This is a genomic window from Pseudomonas sp. NFPP12 (assembly GCF_900103205.1).
GTDB lineage: Bacteria > Pseudomonadota > Gammaproteobacteria > Pseudomonadales > Pseudomonadaceae > Aquipseudomonas > Aquipseudomonas protegens.
Genome location: NZ_FMWW01000006.1, coordinates 41,377 through 58,278, shown reverse-complemented (window position 1 = coordinate 58,278; position 16,902 = coordinate 41,377). Strand labels below are relative to the sequence as shown.

The 16,902-nt window shown below is 65.3% G+C and carries 17 protein-coding genes; 7 read left to right on the top strand and 10 right to left on the bottom strand.

The window, feature by feature from the left end; all coding sequences use genetic code 11:
- Positions 1-38 precede the first annotated feature (38 nt).
- The 5 genes from BLS75_RS25170 to BLS75_RS25150 all read left to right on the top strand — a co-directional run bounded on the left by BLS75_RS25170 (position 39) and on the right by BLS75_RS25150 (position 4,460).
- The gene (locus BLS75_RS25170; RefSeq protein ID WP_011059051.1) at positions 39-344 is read left to right on the top strand and encodes a MazG-like family protein; all 306 of its coding nucleotides are present in this window, start codon (positions 39-41) and stop codon (positions 342-344) included.
- On the top strand, positions 341-1,090 hold the full coding sequence (locus BLS75_RS25165) for a methyltransferase (RefSeq protein ID WP_011059052.1): 750 nt from the start codon (positions 341-343) through the stop codon (positions 1,088-1,090). The genes BLS75_RS25170 and BLS75_RS25165 overlap by 4 nt, the downstream gene beginning before the upstream one ends.
- An 11-nt stretch (positions 1,091-1,101) precedes the next feature.
- On the top strand, positions 1,102-1,710 hold the full coding sequence (locus BLS75_RS25160) for a DUF4136 domain-containing protein (RefSeq protein WP_015634003.1): 609 nt from the start codon (positions 1,102-1,104) through the stop codon (positions 1,708-1,710).
- Between the two features lie 38 nt (positions 1,711-1,748).
- Positions 1,749-2,306 carry a DUF4136 domain-containing protein gene (locus BLS75_RS25155; protein WP_011059054.1) on the top strand — a complete coding sequence of 186 codons (558 nt, stop codon included), beginning with the start codon at positions 1,749-1,751 and terminating at the stop codon, positions 2,304-2,306.
- 159 nt (positions 2,307-2,465) lie between these two features.
- Positions 2,466-4,460: a pilus assembly protein TadG-related protein gene (locus tag BLS75_RS25150; RefSeq protein ID WP_072451989.1), complete on the top strand. Its 1,995-nt coding sequence runs from the start codon at positions 2,466-2,468 to the stop codon at positions 4,458-4,460.
- Here the strand turns inward: BLS75_RS25150 and BLS75_RS25145 are convergent.
- The gene (locus BLS75_RS25145; protein WP_072451988.1) at positions 4,445-7,213 is read right to left on the bottom strand and encodes a PAS domain-containing sensor histidine kinase; all 2,769 of its coding nucleotides are present in this window, start codon (positions 7,211-7,213) and stop codon (positions 4,445-4,447) included. The genes BLS75_RS25150 and BLS75_RS25145 overlap by 16 nt on opposite strands.
- Positions 7,210-7,647 carry a TadE/TadG family type IV pilus assembly protein gene (locus BLS75_RS25140; protein WP_011059057.1) on the bottom strand — a complete coding sequence of 146 codons (438 nt, stop codon included), beginning with the start codon at positions 7,645-7,647 and terminating at the stop codon, positions 7,210-7,212. Before BLS75_RS25140 ends, BLS75_RS25145 begins: the two co-directional genes overlap by 4 nt.
- Positions 7,648-7,721: 74 nt before the next feature.
- On the opposite strand from BLS75_RS25140, the gene BLS75_RS25135 reads away from it, so the two are divergent.
- A complete protein-coding gene (locus BLS75_RS25135) occupies positions 7,722-8,189 on the top strand; it encodes an A24 family peptidase (protein WP_072443991.1) in 468 nt (155 codons plus the stop codon).
- A gap of 126 nt (positions 8,190-8,315) precedes the next feature.
- On the top strand, positions 8,316-9,107 hold the full coding sequence (locus tag BLS75_RS25130) for a response regulator transcription factor (protein WP_072451987.1): 792 nt from the start codon (positions 8,316-8,318) through the stop codon (positions 9,105-9,107).
- A 43-nt stretch (positions 9,108-9,150) separates the two neighbouring features.
- On the opposite strand, the gene BLS75_RS25125 is transcribed toward BLS75_RS25130, so the two are convergent.
- From BLS75_RS25125 to cpaB, 8 genes are read right to left on the bottom strand one after another with little or no spacing between them, the layout of a single operon-like run.
- Entirely contained in the window at positions 9,151-9,420 is a 270-nt protein-coding gene (locus BLS75_RS25125; protein ID WP_072451986.1) for a DUF3613 domain-containing protein, read from the bottom strand.
- A complete protein-coding gene (locus BLS75_RS25120) occupies positions 9,420-10,154 on the bottom strand; it encodes a tetratricopeptide repeat protein (protein ID WP_072451985.1) in 735 nt (244 codons plus the stop codon). The genes BLS75_RS25125 and BLS75_RS25120 overlap by 1 nt, the downstream gene beginning before the upstream one ends.
- Before the next feature lie 11 nt (positions 10,155-10,165).
- Complete coding sequence (locus tag BLS75_RS25115) at positions 10,166-11,050, bottom strand: type II secretion system F family protein (protein WP_011059062.1); 885 nt, start codon at positions 11,048-11,050, stop codon at positions 10,166-10,168.
- 1 nt (position 11,051) lies between these two features.
- Positions 11,052-11,933 carry a type II secretion system F family protein gene (locus BLS75_RS25110; RefSeq protein WP_072451984.1) on the bottom strand — a complete coding sequence of 294 codons (882 nt, stop codon included), beginning with the start codon at positions 11,931-11,933 and terminating at the stop codon, positions 11,052-11,054.
- A 16-nt stretch (positions 11,934-11,949) separates the two neighbouring features.
- Positions 11,950-13,224, bottom strand: coding sequence for a TadA family conjugal transfer-associated ATPase (locus BLS75_RS25105; protein WP_072443995.1), 1,275 nt, complete (start codon positions 13,222-13,224; stop codon positions 11,950-11,952).
- The gene (locus tag BLS75_RS25100) at positions 13,221-14,408 is read right to left on the bottom strand and encodes a CpaE/TadZ family protein (protein WP_011059065.1); all 1,188 of its coding nucleotides are present in this window, start codon (positions 14,406-14,408) and stop codon (positions 13,221-13,223) included. Before BLS75_RS25100 ends, BLS75_RS25105 begins: the two co-directional genes overlap by 4 nt.
- A complete protein-coding gene (locus BLS75_RS25095; RefSeq protein WP_053148923.1) occupies positions 14,405-15,658 on the bottom strand; it encodes a type II and III secretion system protein family protein in 1,254 nt (417 codons plus the stop codon). Before BLS75_RS25095 ends, BLS75_RS25100 begins: the two co-directional genes overlap by 4 nt.
- A 19-nt stretch (positions 15,659-15,677) precedes the next feature.
- Entirely contained in the window at positions 15,678-16,613 is a 936-nt protein-coding gene (gene cpaB, locus BLS75_RS25090) for a Flp pilus assembly protein CpaB (protein WP_072451983.1), read from the bottom strand.
- Between the last annotated feature and the right edge of the window lie 289 nt (positions 16,614-16,902).

The following is a 16,902-nucleotide window of genomic DNA, read 5'->3' as shown; positions in this document are numbered from 1 at the left end:
CCCATCCCCCGGAAGCTATACGCCTTCAGGAGACCCCGATGAACCTAGAGCAACTGACCCAACGCCTGCACGCCATTCGTGACCGCAACGATTGGCGGCAATTTCACAGCCCGAAGAACCTGGCCATGGCCGCCAGCGTCGAAATGGCCGAGCTAGTGGAAATCTTCCAGTGGCTGAGCGAGGACCAGTCGCGGCAACTGCCAGCAGACAAGCTGGCCCATGCCGGCCAGGAAGTGGGGGATATCGTCCTCTACCTGCTGTTGCTGTGCAGCGAGCTGGGGTTGGACATGGACCAGGTGGTACGCAGCAAGCTGGCGGACAGCGAACGGCGGTTCTGCTCATGAGCGACCGGCATTTCGACCAGTTGGCGACCCGTTTCGCCGAGAAGATCTATGGCGGCGCCAAAGGCGCGATCCGCCTGGCGGTGCTTCAGGCCGATCTCAAGGAAGCGCTGCCCGAGCGGCCACTGCGGGTGCTGGATATCGGCGCCGGGCTGGGGCACATGTCCTTGTGGCTGGCCGAGCGCGGGCACCAGGTCACCCTGGCCGAGCCCGCCGCGCCCATGCTTGAAGGCGCCCGCCAGCGCTTTGCCGACGCCGGGCAGCAGGCCACCTTCATCCAGGCGCCCTGGCAGGAACTGCTGGGGCAACTGACCGAACCCTACGACCTGGTGCTGTGCCACGCGGTGCTGGAATGGCTGGCCGAACCCCACGCGATCCTGCCGGTGCTGCATCAGTTGACCGCCGCCGATGGCTGGCTGTCCCTGGCCTTCTACAACCGCGACGCACTGGTCTACCGCAACCTGCTCAAGGGCCACTTCCGCAAGATGCGCAAGAACGACATGGCCGGCGAGAAACAGAGCCTGACCCCGCAACAGCCCCTTGATCCTCGCGAGCTGGCGGCGCAACTTGAGGGCCTGTGGCGAGTCGAAAGCCAGAGCGGAGTGCGGGTTTTCCACGATTACATGCCGGTGGAGTTCCAGGCCCGTGCCGAGCTGACGGATCTGCTGGAAATGGAGCTGGCTCACCGTCGACACCCAAGTTTCGCCGGGCTTGGGCGTTATCTGCATTGGCTGTGCCGGCCGGTCTAACGGAGTGTGCAATGAAACACCGCCTGGGTCTGATCCTCCTGTGTTCGGGGCTTGCCGCCTGTCAGGGCAGCAACCCCTATGTCGCCAGCTCCAACCCGCTGCCGCCGGCCCCGCCGCAAGCGGCCAACACCTTTGACCGCAGCGCCTACCCGGCGCCGCAACGGGACTATGGCCGCTACCGCAACTGGGCCTGGCTCAATGGCCGCCTGCCCAGCGGTTCGGCCTGGGCCGACTCGGCGCAGATTGCCGAGGCAGTCAGCAATGCCCTGGATCAGCAGGGTTTGCGCCCTGTGCATGACAACCGGCCGGCGGACCTGTGGGTCAGCGCCGACCTGCACCTGGAAAAACGCCTGCGCCAGGTCCAGGACGACTACGGGTATGGCGGTTACGGCGGCTATAACCGTTATGGCCCGGGCTACGGCATGTACGGCAGCGTGCCGGTGGTGCGCACCTACGAGGTGGAAGTGGTGGTGGTGCGGGTCAACCTGTATGACGGCGCCAGTGGCCAGCCGGTCTGGAGCGCCAGCGCCGAGACCAGCAGCCGCGGCAGCCTCGGCGAGCGGGCCGATGCCTTGCGTGAGGCGGTGCAAAAGGCAATGGCGACCTATCCTCCCAGTTAGGATCGCCCCCGGTTTTTGTCTTCAAGCGGAGAAACAGCATGTTCCATCGAATCGCTCTACTGGTGTGTGCCGCCTTGCTCAGTGCCTGCGCCGCCAACCAGGTCAATCATGACTTCGACGCCAGCCGGGACTTTGGCGCCTATCGCAGTTGGAACTGGAAAGAACCCGCCCTGCAATACCGGCCGGATGATCCACGGATCAAGAGCGACTTGACCGAACAGCGCATCCGCCAGGCGGTGGCCGAGCAACTGGACCAGCGCGGCCTGCGTCCGGCCCAGGGCGGTGCCCGGGCCGATCTGAATGTGCAGGCGTACCTGATCGTCGAGGACCGCCAGCAGCAGGTCACCACCAACTATGGCGGTGGTTGGGGTGGGCCGTGGAATGGCTACTGGGGCGGGCCGATGTACAACGAAACCCGCAACATCACCTATAAGGTGGCAACCATCCAGATCGACCTGCTGGACGGCAAGGACGGCAAGCTGGTGTGGCGCGGCAGCGACGAGCAGATGCTCAGCAGCTCGCCCAACCCGGCAGATCGCAGCGCCGCGGTTCGCACTACGGTGATGCGCATCCTGCAGAACTACCCGCCCCACTGAAACCTTCGACCGGGCAGGGCGGCACAGGGTGTGCGGCCCTGCCTGCTGCCGCCAGTCCGGCGCCCCTGCGCCCCGGCCGGCATCTGCCACGGCCTTTGACTACACTGCTTTCATCGATGGAGATAGCGCTCGGCTGCGAGCCGGTAAAGGAGTGCCCCGATGTCTCCCCTGAAGCGGTTTTACGGCCCGGCCCGTCAGCGCGGGGCCATTGGCCTGATGGCGGCGGTGACCTTCGGCCTGGCGTTGTTGCTGATGTTGCTGGTAGTGGACAGCGGTCGGCTCTACATGGAACAGCGCAAGTTGCAGCGCGTGGCGGACAACGCCGCGCTGGAGGCCGTCAGCCGTGGCGGCACCTGTCAGGCCGGCCTGACGGCCGCCGCCTACGCCGGCCAGAACGCAACCCGCAACGGCTTCACCGTAGCCACCGGCAGTAGCCTGAGCACTGCCTGCGGTTCCCTGACCACCGGGGCCAACGGCCTGCGGACCTTCACTGCCAACCCTGCACAAGCGGTGGCGATACGGGTGATCGCCACCCATACCGTGCCCATCAGCGTGGCATCGGGGGTGGCGGCCCTGTTCACACCGGGGCCGATCAACCTCACCACCCAGCTCAGCGCCACGGCCGTTGCCGCGGCGCCGACGCCTACCGTGGCGCAGTTGAGCATTCGCAGCACCCTGGGCACCGTCAGTACCGCGCAATCGAGCATTCTCAACCCACTGGTGGGCGGGATGCTGGGGGGCAGCCTGAGCCTCAGCGCGGCGGGCTGGAACGGCTTGCTCAACACCAACATCAACCTGCTGAGCTACCTCAACCAACTGGCGATCAATCTGGGGGTGGCCGCTGGCAATTACACCCAGTTGCTCAACACCACCACCAGCGTGACGCAGTTGATCCAGGCGGCGATCACCGTGGTCCAGGCCAATGGCGCCACGGCCGACATCCTGACCGCCCTGGGCAACCTGCAGGTTGCCGCGATCAATGCCGCGCCCTTGAAGCTGGGAGATATCCTGCAGTTGCAGACCGGCCTGCCCAGCACCGCCCTGGATGCCAACCTGCAACTGTTCCAGCTGTTGCAGGCGGTGATCCAGTTGTCCAACAGCAACAGCGCGGTGGCGGCGACCTTGCCGATCAACGTGCTGGGGCTGGCCAATATCACGGTGCAGGCCAAGGTCATCGAGCCGCCGCAGTTGTCGGCCATCGGCAATCCGGCGCTGGCCAAGGCCGATCCCACGGGCGCCAACCGGATCTATGTGCGCACCGCGCAGGTACGGACCCTGGTGCGGGTCAATCTGTCCCTGCCGCTGGTTTCAGGGTTGAGCACCGCGGTGGGCAACCTGGTGGCGCCGCTGACCCCGGTGTTGAACAGCCTGCTGAGCCTGAACCTGGTGGCGACCCTGGGTTCGGCGTTATGCCTGCTGGGGGCGGGGTGCGAACAGCTATACCCGGCCATCGCCTCCTCATCGGAGATCGACCTGAGCCTGGACGCGGGGGGCGCGATTGCCTATGTCACCGACTACAGCTGCCCGGTGAACAACAGCGGGACCAAGAGCCTGACCGCCCATGCCATCAGTTCCATCGCCGACTTGAAGGTCGGCCAGATCGACCCGGCCAATGCCTTTTCGTCTGCCGCCGAGCCCGTGGTGAAGCCATTGCCGCTGGTGGACCTGGGCATACGCACCTGCTACCAGTTCCTGGTCCTGCCGGGGCGCTGCGACCCGGTGGTGCACTACGCGGGCGGCGGCATCGCGGTGATGGTCAACACCAGCGTGGCGCAGAATACCCAGGATCTGGTGTTCTCCAGCTCGGCGTCGCCGTTTCCGATACCACCCAACGTCAACCAGACCCCGACTTACCAGACGGCGGCCCCGACCACGAACATCGTCAACAGCCTGGCGGGCACCCTGGCCGGCATCAACCTGATCGTCTACAAGCCGGTCAACAACAACCCGCTGGGGGCCATTGTCACGGGGTTGGCTTCGGCCATCAGCGGGGTCAGCAACCTGCTCACGCCGTTGATCACCGGGCTCCTGAGCCCGCTGCTGGACCCTCTGCTGAATAACCTGCTGTCGGGGCTGGGGATCAACCTGATGGACGTGGAAGTGGGGGCCAACCTCACCTGCGGGCAGACCGGCAAGGCCTACCTGGTGATCTGATCTGCCTCGGCGATCGGCAGTTCGATGCAGAAGCGCGCGCCGTCCTGGCTGTTGCTGACGCTCAGGCGGCCCCCCATGTTCTGCACGATGCCATAGCTCACCGACAGCCCGAGCCCGGTGCCGATGCCCACCGGCTTGGTGGTGAAGAACGGCTCGAAGATCCGCTCCAGCAGGCGCGGGTCGATGCCGCCACCATTGTCCTCGACCCACAGGCGTACCCACTGCTCGTCGCGCTGGCCGTACACGGCGATCCAGGGTTTGAAACCGTGCTGCTTTTCCTGTTTGCCCAGCAGGGCGTCCCGGGCATTGACCAGCAGGTTGATCAATACCTGCTCCAACTGGTCGACAAACCCCAGCACCTGGACCTCGAACCCCAGCTCGCTGATCCGCAACTCCAGACCCTTGCCACGCATGCCTTCGGCCAGCAGCGAGAGGGTGCCTTCGATGGCGTGGGCCGGGTTGAACGGCTGCTGTTCCACTTCCGAGCGCCGGCCGAACACCCGCATGTGGTCCACCACCCGGGCCGCACGCTGGACCTGGGCGTCGATGCGCTTGAGCTTGTCGGTGAGGTAGTCGATCTGCACGTCGCCATTGCCCAGGCGCTTGAGCACGTTGACGATGGCCATGCGCATCACGTTGAGCGGCTGGTTGATCTCGTGGGCAAGCCCGGTGGCCATTTCCCCCAGGGTGGCCATTTTCGCGCTTTGCGTGAGTTGCTGCTGGGCGCGCCGGACTTCGGTGTTGTCGCGGCCCACGGCCTGGATTTCCAGCAGTTGCCCCTGTTCATCGAACACTCCGCGATCCGACCACACCCACCAGGCATGTTCGCGCCCGGGCAATTGCAGGTTGATCTCGGCGGTGCTCACGGGATATTCCGGGCTCAACAGCTTGAGCCGGCGCTCGAAGCCTTCACGCTGTTCGGCGGACAGCCACTGCCCCAGATTGCTGCCCGGCAGTTCCTCGGGGGCGGATTCCAGGTAGGCCGCCAGCGGCCGGTTGCCGAAGGTCAGGGTCAGGTCCGGGCGATAGCGACAGATCATCGCCGGCGAATCTTCCACCAGGATCCGATAGCGCTCTTCGCTCTGGCGCACCTGCTCGGCGGCCAGGGTTGCCTCGGTGACGTCCAGCCACAGGCCGACGGCTTCCACCGGCAACCCCAGGTCGTCGCGCAGCAGCTTGGCTTCGTCCAGCACCCAGTGGTATGCCCCGTGGCGATCGCGCAGCCGATAGCGGGTATGCACACTGCCTTCGCGCAGCAACTGGCGGCAGCGCTGGAAATACAGGTCGCGGTCGTCGGGGTGCACCCACTCCGCCAGGGGCTGCGCCGTGCAGTCCGCCAGGCTCCAGCCCAGCAGGGGTTGCAGGCTGGCGCTGAAAAAGCTCGGCTGCAAGGCGCCTTCCTGGTAACGCTGGACGTAGATCACCGCCGGTGAACTGGCGATCAGGTTGTCCAGCCGGGCATGGGCGGCGGCGGCCTGCTGCTGTTGGTTCTTGATGTCGCTGATGTCCAGCATGAAACCCACCAGGCGTTGGCTTTCCCCTCGGCCCAGGGCCTGGCCCTGCAAGCGATGCCAGCGCTGGGGGGCGCTGGGGTCGGGCTCGTGCAGGCGCACATTGAGCAGCAGCGGCTTGCCCAGTTTCAGTTCCTGCAGGCGGCTGCTGAGTTCGCCGCGGTCGGCGGGATGAATCAGTTCCAGCCAGGCCTGCACGCTCAGGCGAGCGCCATCCTCGGGCAGGTGCAGGCTGGCGGCCAGGCGGCTGGCCAGCAGTATTTCGGCGGTGTCCGGGCACAGCTCCCACCAGCCGGCGCCCAGCAGCCCTTGGAGGGCCTCCAGGCGTTCCAGGTGCAGGTGATGGCGATGCTCCCGCAGGCGGCTGAGCAAGGGCCCGGCCAGGGCTGCGGCGAGCATCAGCCAGTCGCGATCCAGCAGGTACGGGGCATGCTGCTGGACTGCGTAGCAGCCGCACAAGAGCCAGGCGGCGACGCCGTGATCATCCCGGTACGGCACCAGGAAGCCTTCGCGATGGCCGAAGATGCCTTGCAGTCGCGGGTGTTCGTTGAGGCCCTGGATCTGGTTCAGGTGCTGCGGGGTGTTGCCGCTCAGGCTGTCCAGGCCGGCCCCCAGAGCCTGGCCTTCCTGCCACAGGCGCGGGGCGTCATGGGCGCTGTAGCAGCTGTGGATCACCCAGCCCTGTTCCTGATCGTCGAGCAGGGCCAGGCCGAGACAGGGAATGTGCCAATAGCGGGCCAGGTCGGTGAGTTGGTCGTGGAGCACGTCCGGCAGGCGGGTCAGGTTGCACAGGCGCAACTGTTCGCTGGCCTGGGCGGCAAACACCCGGCACTGCTCGCGCTCCAGGGCCTGTTGCCGCTGCTGGACCAGGTCGCCGATATCCAGCAGTTGCAGGTGCCATTCCTGTCCCCAGCGCTGGACCCAACCGCGCAGGTGCAGGGGCTGGCCGCCGGCGCCGCGCAGGTCCAGGTCCAGCACCTGGCCGCTCCAGTCGGCAGGGCCGCCCTCAAGGGCCAGGACGCTGCCGGGCAATACGTAGTCCAGCAGGTGTGGTGGCTCGTGGGAGGGAGGCAATTGGATCAGGCTGTGGCGCAGCGGCCCATGGCTGCTGAGGATGCGCCCCTGTTGATCGAGTACCAGTTGCAGGCCCACCGCCTGGGGCGGCAGCGGGCTGTGCGGCGGGGCGGCGGGAAGCGCCTGGCGGCCCAGTAGACGTCCGAGCAGCTTGTCGCCAGAGGTCAAAATTGCAGACTCGAGCTAGCGGTCAGGGTGGTGGGCAGGCTGGGTACCGGGCCGATTCCCGGCAGCACCAGCCGCGGCAGCACCTGGTTCAGCTTGCTGGTGGGGTAGTTCACCGAGACCGTCAGCACCCCGGCGCTGTACACCGCGCTGTAGTCGGTGGCGGCGAAGTTGAAGGGCGGGGGAATCCACTGGGTCTGGGTCTGCACCACGCTGTTGGCGAGGTTCTGCACCGTGGTGGCGTAGTTCGGGGTATTGGGGTCGACCATCACCGCGCGACGCACCGCTTCGGCAGTGGCCTGGTGGAACGACTGCATCATCAGCAGCGGCAGGCTGTAGCTGACAAGACCGTAGAACACCGCGAAAAAGATCACGAACACCGCGGCGAATTCGATCGCCACAGCGCCTTTCTGCTTTCTAGGGAGGCCCGGTTTCATGAGTGCGTCTACCCTGACAACCACTATGTCCATTGAGCATAGGACCATTCCGGCAAAAGGGACCGTTCTGGCTGATGCATTTCTGGGTTTTGTGGGTCTGGTTGGCAATCTGTGCGCTGCAGGATTTGCGTCAGCGGCATATTGCCAATGGCTTGACTCTTGGCGCCGCGCTCTTGGCGACGGTCTACCTGCTGTGGAGCGGCACGACCTGGCTGGGGGCCGGCGCGAGCCAGGGCGGTTGGGCGTTGTTGCTGGCGTTGCTGTTCACCTTGCCCGGCTACGCCAGCGGACGAATGGGCGCCGGCGACGTCAAGTTGATGGCGGCCCTGGGACTGGCCTCCGGCCCCCTGTATCTGCTGGGGACGTTCATCGCCGCCGGTCTGTGCAGCCTGCTCTGGCTGCTTGTGCTCAGGCTCTGGCCCCAGCAGAAACAAGCACTTGATACCCCCGTGGCAGGACGCGCTGGGAGGGGGTCAAAAAAATACCCTTTTGCCCCCTTTGTCCTGGCTGGAATGGTCTTAACTGTGAGCGTGATCCACTAGTCGCCGGACCCATTAATGCTATGTACATAGTCGGAAAGTAGGTCTAGGTTTTAAGTCGTGGCTGCCCGGATCATGCGTGGCAGCACAGGAGTGGCCAATCGGCGATTGGCCCGCACGGAGTAGCACGTGAACAAGCTCACCTCACAGATGAAGGTGCTCGTGGTCGACGATCAGCCCCTGATTGTCGAAGAGCTTTGCGAGTTCCTCGAAAGCAGCGGTTACCGTTGTGTCCCTTGCCAATCCAGCCGCCAGGCGCTGGAGTGCTTCAACAGGGACCCGGAAATTTCCCTGGTGCTCTGCGATCTGCACATGCCCGATATGGATGGCATTCAGCTGGTCCAGGAACTGCAACGGATGGCCGGCAAGCAGCGGGTGTTCGAAGCCATCATGCTCACCGGGCAGTCCGACAAGCAGGACGTGATCAAGGCCCTGCGCGCCGGCATCGCCGACTACTACCAGAAGCCCATCGACCTGGACGAACTCCTCGAAGGCCTGCAGCGTCAGGAGGTCGCCTTGCAGGAGCGGCAGAAGAACCTGCACCTGGGGCACCTCAACCAGAAGCTGCAGTTTCTTTCCGAATCCATCGATGATCTGTACCAGGACCTGGACAAGGTCCGGCGCAGCCCGGCTACCAGCCGCAGCGAAGAGCCCCGGGGCGAAGGCGCCGGCGAAGCGGATGCCATCGAGATCCCGGCCATCTTCAACCAGCTGTCGCCACGGCAGCTGGATGTGGCCCGACTGGTGGGCAAGGGCCAGACCAACTACCAGATTGCCTGCGAGCTGGGGATCACCGAAAACACCGTCAAGCTGTATGTCTCCCAGGTACTGCGCCTGACCCACATGCATAACCGCACACAGCTGGCCCTGGCCCTGTCACCGAGCAATTCCGGGCTGCGCCAGCGGGTGACTGCCCACTGAGCCTGCGGCGGCGAGCCGTTCGCCGCCGGTTGCGGGCTTTCCCCTACTTGGTTTCCACCTTGCCGCCGGCGTCCGGGTCGTACAGGTCCGGGATCTCGTATTTGTATTTCTTCAGCCAGCGCTGCAGCGCCAGCTCGCGTTCGGTGGGCGTGGCCGTCTGAGGCTGGGGCGAGGACGCCAGGTTGCGGTTCTGCAACAGTAGCCAGGCTTCGGTTTCCTGCTGCTGGGGCGAAGCAGGGCCGGCCTCGATGGCCTGGGCGGCCAGGGGCAGCGTCAGCAGGGCAGTGCAATAGAACATCGGAAGTTTCATCATCAGCGCTCCTTGGCGGGTGCGGCATCTGGCTGCAAGGTGGTAGCGCCACTGGCGACCTGGGTCACCTTGGCGCGCGGGGCGGTCGGGGTCTTGAGCTCTTCGGCGCGGGCCTGGGCCTGGGCGAACTGCTGCGGGTTCAGGCTAGCCTGGCTGACCACTTGCGCGGCCTGCTGCCAGTTGTCCTGGTAGAGCAACAGGGTCACCAGGTTGATGGCCGCCAGGGGCTCGGACTGCTTGAGCTCGATGGCGGTGAGGAACTCGAAGCGCGCATCCTCGATGCGCAACTGGTTGAGGTAGACCACCCCCAGGTCATTGCGGATTCTTTCATTGGTCGGTGCCAGGCGCGCGGCCCGTTGCAGGTGCGCCTGGGCCTGGCCGTTGTCGCCCCTGGCCGCCGCCAACTGCCCCAGGCCGTGCTCGCCTTCGGCCGCCAGGCAAGAGCCCAGCAGGCTGCGGTACAAGGGTTCGGCCTCACTGCGGCCTAGCAACCGATAGACTCGCGCCTTGCGTACGCGCACCTCGGCGAGGTTGTCCGGCAGGTTCTGCAGGTTGGCCAGGCTGGCGTGCAACTTGCCATCGGTGGCCATTTCGTCGGCGAGGTTCACTGCCAGTTCCTGCTCGGAGCTGAGCTTGGCGCAACTGCTGGAGTTGGTCAGGGCCGCCCAGGGCGTCTGGCCGTTGCTGGCGCATCCTCCGAGCAGCAACAGGCTGGCAACGACAATCATGGCTTTCATCAGGTTCCCTCTTAGGAAGCGAAGGCCCGGGCGATGGCGGTGAAGCCTGGCCCGGCCAGCACGATCAACAGGGCGGGGAAGAGAAACAGCATCATCACCACCGACATTTTTGCGGACATTTTCGAGATGTATTCCTGCAGGCGAGTCAGGCGCCGGTCGTCCAGCAGTTGCTTGAGCGCCTGCAGCGATTTCATTGCCCCGCCGCCCTGCAGGATCAGTTGCTGGAGAATCACGCAGGTGTCGGTGAACTCGTCCACCGCCAGCAGGGTGGCGGTCTGGTTGAGTTCATGGCCCAGTTCCAGCCCCGAGTCGACACGGGCCAGGATCAGGCGCAGTTCCTGGGTCAGTTCCGGCAGCAGCTTTTGCGCTTCGCTGCTCAGTACGCGTAACGCTTGTTCCACTGCCATGCCCGACTCGAACAGGATGCGCAGCAAGGGAATGAAGGTCGAAATCTCCAGGGCGATGTGCTTCTGCCGGCGCTTGGCGGCGTAGGCCAGCGCGCGCTTGGGTAGCAGGTAGCCGGCACCGAGTGCCAGCATGGGCACCAGCCACTTGCTCTGGGCCTGGGCAAAGGCCACTTCCTGGATGAAGATCACCAGGCACACGGCCAGCACCGGCGTGGCGATCTGGCTGGCGGCGAACAGTGAGCGCTCTCTGGCGCGGCGCCAGCCCAGACGGTTGAGCAGGGTCTGGGTTTCACTGTCCATGCTCACCGCGCGCTGCCCGAAGCGGCTGTCGCCCAGCAGTCGCAGCCAGTTGCCCAGGCGGCTGTCGCGGGTCATGTTGCCCTGCAAGCGCTGGGCGATCTGGCGCTCGCGCCGGCGCTGTTCCAGCACACCGTTGCCAAGCAGCAGCAACGCCCCGAGAAACATCAGTGCAGCGGCCAGAACCAGCATTTCAGATGCTCCTCAACATGCGCCAAAGGGCCAGGCAGCCGAAGATCTGCAGGCACACCGCGGTGATCAGCATTTTCTGCCCCGCGGAGTCGTGCCACATGCCCAGCATGTAGCCCGGGTTGGTCAGCATGAAGTAGCCCACCAGCAACAGCGGCAGGGTCCCCAGGACCCAGGCGGTCATGCGGGTTTCCCCGGTCATCGCGCTCAGTTGCCGCGCCCCTTGCTCGCGCTCGCGGATCAGCTTGATCAGGTTTTCCAGCAACTCGCTGGCGTTGCCGCCGTAGCGATGGTTGACCTTCAGGCCCAGGGCGAACATGCGCAGTTCGTCCTGCTCGTAGAACTCGGCGAAATCGCTGACCGCGTCCGGCAGGTTGACCCCCAGTTGCACGTTGCGCTGGATGCGGCCCATGGCGTTCTTCAGCGGGTCGTTGCTGGCCTCGATGGCACCCAGCACGGCGTCCGCCAGGGTGCGCCCGGACTTCAGGCTGCGCACGCTGTGATCGAGCAAGGCCGGCAGTTGTTCGATCATGCGCTTGAGCCGGCGCTGATACAGCCAGGCGATATACAGCCGCAGCAGCAGGGGTGGCAGGAGGATGCCGCCCAACAGGCCGAGCCAGCTCGCCAGCACATAGCCCAGCAGCATCAGCACCACCCACACCGCCAGCCACAGGCCCAGGCGCTCGCTGGGCTGGCCCAGGCCGGCCCGGGCGAACGCGCGCTCCAGGCCACCCCAGGAGGTGCGTTGCGGCGTCAGGTCGGGCTGCCCTTCGGCCAGGCGGTTGAGCACTCGTTCCCGCTCGGTCTTGCGCACGCTGTGGTAGAACAGCCAGCCGGAAAGCCCCAGCAGAAGCAGGCAGATCAAGGTAAACAGCAGACCGATCATGGGCCACCTCGCCGGTTCAATTGACGCCCAGCCCGCTTTCGCGGCGCAGTTTGTCACCCGCAGGGTTCATCGCCTCGCGCAGGAAGCCGAAGCCGGTACGACGATCCAGGCGGAACAGGGTGTTGGTGACGTAGATGTCGTCACGTATGCCCACCACTTCCACGACTTCGCTGACGCAACGCCGGCCATCGGGCATGCGGGTCAACTGGATCACCACATCCAGGGCGGCGCAGATCATCTGCCGCAGGGTGCGCTCGGCGATCTGGCGGCCGGTCAGGCCCACCAGGGTTTCCAGGCGCAGCAGGGCATCCTGGGCGTTGTTGGCGTGCACGGTGCTCATGGAGCCGTCGTGGCCGGTGTTCATTGCGGTCAACACGTCCAGTACTTCCACACCACGGATCTCGCCGAGGATGATCCGGTCCGGACGCATCCGCAGGGCGTTGCGGATCAGGTCGCTGGCTTTCACCTCGCCGTGCCCCTCGGCATTGGGCGGGCGGGTTTCCAGGCGGACCACGTGGGGGTGGCCCAGCTGCAGTTCGGCCACGTCCTCGATGGTGACCAGCCGTTCATGGGGGTTGATCAACTGGCTGAGGATGTTCAGCAGGGTGGTCTTGCCGGTGCCGGTGCCGCCGCTGATCAGGATGTTGCAGCGCTTGCCCACCGCTTCCTGGATGAATTCGAAGATCGCCAGGTCGATGGTCTGCATGGCAATCAGGTCGCTGCTCTTGAGCATGTCCTTGCGAAACTTTCGAATCGACAGGCAGGGCCCGTCCAGGGCGATGGGCGGGATGATCGCGTTGACCCGGCTGCCGTCCGGCAGGCGCGCATCGACCATCGGCGAGGACTCGTCGAGGCGTCGGCCCAGGGGCGCGAGAATCCGCTGCATCACCCGCTCCACATGGTGTGCGTCGATGAAGCGCAGGTCGCTCTGGTGCAGCACGCCTTCACGTTCGACGAACACCCGATGCGGGCCGTTCACCAGGATCTCGGTCACCGCCTGATCGCGCAACAGCACTTCCAGGGGGCCGAAGCCGGTCAGCTCGTCGACGATCTCCTCGGCCAGCCGCTCCATTTCATAGCGCGAGATCGCCAGGTGCATGCGCGCGATGTACTCCGCCACCTTGTCGGTGACGAATTGCGAGAGGTTCTGCCGGGAGCTTTCCAGCAGGTTTTTCCCCGACTCTTCGATGGCATCGATGATGTAGCGATGCAGCACCAGCTTCAGGCCTTCGTGGTCGCTGTTGCCGGCGCCTGCGCGGGGTGGTGCGCCAAAGAGTTTTTCGCCGCTCATCTGCCCCCCATGATGCGATTGAGCCAGCCGGCCTTGGGCTTGGGCAGGCCCTGGGAGCGTTTCGCCAGCCGCTCGCCCAGGGTACGCAGGCTTTGGGTCAGGGCCTCGCGCGGGGCCAGTTCGAACAGGGTAACGCCCTGGTTCTTGGCGTTCAGGCGCACCTCGGGGCTGTAGGCCAGCACCGCGATCACCTCCAGGCCGAAGGTCTTGCCCAGGGTTTCGGAATCCGGTGCCACGGTGCGCAGGTAGCGGTCGACCAGCAAGCGCGCATGCTCGAGTTTCATGCCTTTTTCACGCCAGTGATTGAGTACGGCCAGGTTGCGCCGGCAGTCGAGCACATTCTGGTCGGTGCACCACAGCAGCTTGTCGCAATGGCTGACGAAGGTACGCAGGGCCTCGCTGTCCGGCTGGCCGACAAGGTTCACCACAATGTGCTGGAAGTGCTGGCGCAAGGCACTGAGGAGCATGTACAGCTCCGCCGCGCTGGTGTGCTCCAGAGGCGCGTCGTGGCTGGCGTAGGCGAGGATCCGCAGGCCCGCCTCGGCGCTGGTGAAGGCGCTGTCGATCAGTGTGGCATCCAGGCGCCGCAGGTGGCGCAGGGCGTCGCCGAAGTGGAACGAGCTTTCCAGGCCCAGCAGCGCCAGGCTGTCGCCCCGGGGCAGGCCCAGGTCCAGCAGCAGGGTCTGCTGGCCGCTCTTCTGCACCACCAGCGCCAGGTGGCTGGCCAGGAGGGCGCCGTCGCCATCGCCCTGGGCGCCATAGAGCACGGTCAGGCCGCCCAGTTGCGTGTTGGGTGTCACTGCCGGCAGGCGTTTGCTCAGACGGCGGACCAGCCCGGCGACTTCACTGGAGCGCGAGCCGTAGGCGACGAAGTCGCGGGCGCCGGCGCGCATGGCATTGAGCACCAGCTGGTTGTCCATGCCATCACCGAGGGCGACGATCGCCAGCATCGGCTTGGCCTCCAGGGCGCCTTCGATCAGGGCGGCCTGGGCCACCACGTGTTCGCGATCGAGGCCGACGAACACCAGGTTGGCGAAGGTCACATCCACCAGTGCCAGCAGCTCGTCGAGACTGCCATCGGCACCCACGACCTGGCCCAGGGGCGCCAGGGCGCCTTGCAGCCACTCCAGGTCGGTGCTGTTGCGGGTGATGGCGAGAAACGTCTGGCTCAGGTCCTGGTTCATTGCGACAACCCGCTGCGCTTGTCGAAGTTGCCGTTCTCGAGGAAGAACATGCGGTAGAAGTTCGGGTCGTAGTTGCGCAGCCGTTCGCCGGGCAGGGCCGGCAGCTTGGCGTCGGCGGCCAGGGGCTGGACCAGGTGCGGGGTCACTACCATCAGCAGTTCACGCTCTTCGCGATTGATCGTGGTGTCGCGAAAGAAGGCACCGAGCACCGGAATGTCCCCCAGCCCTGGAAACTTGTTCACTTGAGAGCTGTTGTTGGTGCTGATCAGGCCGCTGATGACGAAGCTTTCGCCGTCGGCAAGGGAAATGCTGGTATCGGTGCGGCGGATGGTCAGCGCCGGGACTTGGGTTCCGGCAATGGTCACGGCGTTGCTGTAGTCCAGTTCGCTGACCTCCGGAGCAACCTTCAGGGAGATACGCCCGCGATCGACGATGGTGGGCGTGAGGGTCAGGCGGATACCGAACTCCTTGTATTCGATGGTCACGCTATTGCTGCCTGTGCTGGGCACCGGGATGGGGATTTCGCCTCCGGCCAGGAAGCTTGCGCTCTGGCCGCTGAGGGCCACCAGGGACGGGCGGGCCAGGGTGTAGGCGAAGCCGCTGCCTTCCAGGGCGTTGATCAGGGTCAGCACCCGACCGTTGCCGAAGCCGATGTTGAAGGTGCCGTTGTCCAGCGGGATGTTGGTCCGGCGGCCGCCGAAGGTCGGGGTCACGCTGCCGGAGGTGCCACTGGTAACGGGGGCGGTGCCGGGCGCGCCGAACAGGAAGTTGTGCCCGCGGCCGAAGATCGAAACGCTGGCCTCCTTGAGCTTGGTGCGGCTGACTTCGACGAAGCGGATGTCGGTCTGCACCTGGCTGGGCAGCAGTGGATCGTCACTGGCCGGCAGGCGGCCGGTGCTCATGTCGGCGGTGGCCCGGCCCTGGACAAACACCATGCTCTGGCGTGGGGTACTGGCGCAGGCGGTCCAGACCATCAGGCTGGTGGCGCCGGGCGCCATGCCGGTGAGCAGGAAGGCTTTGTTGCCGGTGGTCTGGACGTCCGCGATCTTCGGGTCGCCCACCGCCAGGCGGGTGATGGCCACCGCAGATTGCAGCTCCTGCTGCAAGCCTTCGCCGATCTCCAGCACCGCGGGCAACGGTGCCAGGCTCGAACAGCCTGCCACCGCCGCAGCCAGGGCCTGGGTGCAGAGCAGCGGGCCCAAGCTCAGGGTCAGCAGTGCGGAGAACAGTGGCATGGAACGACTGCGCATGTAGTGCATCCTTGCTCAATCAGGGAGTTTGTTGAGTGACTTGGTTGCCCCGGATCACTTCCACCGCCGACCGTGCGGCGCCACCTTGGGCGGCCGGTGCGCGCGGGGCGCTGCCCAGGGCAAGCTGGGTGAACTGGAACAGGTTGCTGTTGGCGGCATCGAGGTGCTCGCGGGCTTCTTCGTTGCCGGCCCAATAATGGGCCAGGCGCTGTTCCTCGCTGCTGCGCACGGCCAGGCGCAGCACTCCGACCTGGGTGGCGAGCATCAGCCGGCTCAAGAGCTGTTCGGGGACGGCCAGGACCACCGTGCGCGCATTCAGCCGGCGCTGGTCCTGCTTGAGCTTTTCTTCGTTGCTCAACCCGGGGGAGGCGGGCTGCCCGTCATTGGCCAGGCCCAGCTGTTCGCCGACAGCCAGCACGCGCATGGCGGGCACGGCGATCTGTGCCGACTGCTGCGGGTTGCTGGTGTCCTGGCGCAGGAACAGCACGACATCGACATAGTCCCCCGGGCTCAGTTGCCCGGCGGCGCCGATCACCTCGTCGACCGCGACCGCCAGGGCTCGTTCGTCGCTGTGAATCATCCGCGCCAGGGCGCCGCCGGTACTGAAGCTCTGCTCATTGAGCCAGGTGCCGGCATTCAACTGCCGCCAGGGTGTACGGCCCACCGCCTGGCTGATGGCGCTGAGGCTGCCGGCCGGCGCGGTACGCAGTTTTTCCAGCGCCAGATCGGCGGCGGCTAGGGGCACGAAGGGCGGCACATCGCGCACCAGCACGACCACCGGTTGGCGGGTCTGGTCTTCTGCGCTGGTGGTGGTTGGTTCGACGACACTGGGCGCCACGGGTTGAACCGGTGGTGCTGGTTCGGGTTTGCGACTGAGTACCAGGCCCCAGTAACCGAAAAACACCGCACCTACCAGAAGAAGTCCGGCCAGACCCATGGTGAGGCGACTGTTCATGAAGGCTCTCCCTTTCCTGCTGCACTACCAGCCCGTGATTCCAAACGAGTTAATTTCGCAATCAGGCAGCTATGAACATGCAACTATTTCGCTATGTGAAGGTAGTTGAGCTAGGACGAAATGCCATTAACTCACCCAAAAATAGCTAACAAAGGTATGAGTCTGTCCACATGGGCAGGTTTTTTGGCGCCTACCTTCCAATTAATACTTACTGACTAATCAGTTCTTACAGTTGCTGGGCCGGTCTTTGTTGACAATGCTCAGGTGGCGCCGGGGAATTTGCCCGGTG

Coding starts and splice junctions, on each gene's coding strand:
- BLS75_RS25115 (WP_011059062.1), bottom strand. CDS start 11,050: ATGCTGGTTCTGGCCGCTGCACTGATGTTTCTCGGGGCGTTGCTGCTG.
- BLS75_RS25150 (WP_072451989.1), top strand. CDS start 2,466: ATGTCTCCCCTGAAGCGGTTTTACGGCCCGGCCCGTCAGCGCGGGGCC.
- BLS75_RS25155 (WP_011059054.1), top strand. CDS start 1,749: ATGTTCCATCGAATCGCTCTACTGGTGTGTGCCGCCTTGCTCAGTGCC.
- BLS75_RS25140 (WP_011059057.1), bottom strand. CDS start 7,647: ATGAAACCGGGCCTCCCTAGAAAGCAGAAAGGCGCTGTGGCGATCGAA.
- cpaB (WP_072451983.1), bottom strand. CDS start 16,613: ATGAACAGTCGCCTCACCATGGGTCTGGCCGGACTTCTTCTGGTAGGT.
- BLS75_RS25125 (WP_072451986.1), bottom strand. CDS start 9,420: ATGATGAAACTTCCGATGTTCTATTGCACTGCCCTGCTGACGCTGCCC.
- BLS75_RS25160 (WP_015634003.1), top strand. CDS start 1,102: ATGAAACACCGCCTGGGTCTGATCCTCCTGTGTTCGGGGCTTGCCGCC.
- BLS75_RS25105 (WP_072443995.1), bottom strand. CDS start 13,224: ATGAGCGGCGAAAAACTCTTTGGCGCACCACCCCGCGCAGGCGCCGGC.
- BLS75_RS25135 (WP_072443991.1), top strand. CDS start 7,722: ATGCATTTCTGGGTTTTGTGGGTCTGGTTGGCAATCTGTGCGCTGCAG.
- BLS75_RS25100 (WP_011059065.1), bottom strand. CDS start 14,408: ATGAACCAGGACCTGAGCCAGACGTTTCTCGCCATCACCCGCAACAGC.
- BLS75_RS25110 (WP_072451984.1), bottom strand. CDS start 11,933: ATGATCGGTCTGCTGTTTACCTTGATCTGCCTGCTTCTGCTGGGGCTT.
- BLS75_RS25170 (WP_011059051.1), top strand. CDS start 39: ATGAACCTAGAGCAACTGACCCAACGCCTGCACGCCATTCGTGACCGC.
- BLS75_RS25165 (WP_011059052.1), top strand. CDS start 341: ATGAGCGACCGGCATTTCGACCAGTTGGCGACCCGTTTCGCCGAGAAG.
- BLS75_RS25120 (WP_072451985.1), bottom strand. CDS start 10,154: ATGAAAGCCATGATTGTCGTTGCCAGCCTGTTGCTGCTCGGAGGATGC.
- BLS75_RS25095 (WP_053148923.1), bottom strand. CDS start 15,658: ATGCGCAGTCGTTCCATGCCACTGTTCTCCGCACTGCTGACCCTGAGC.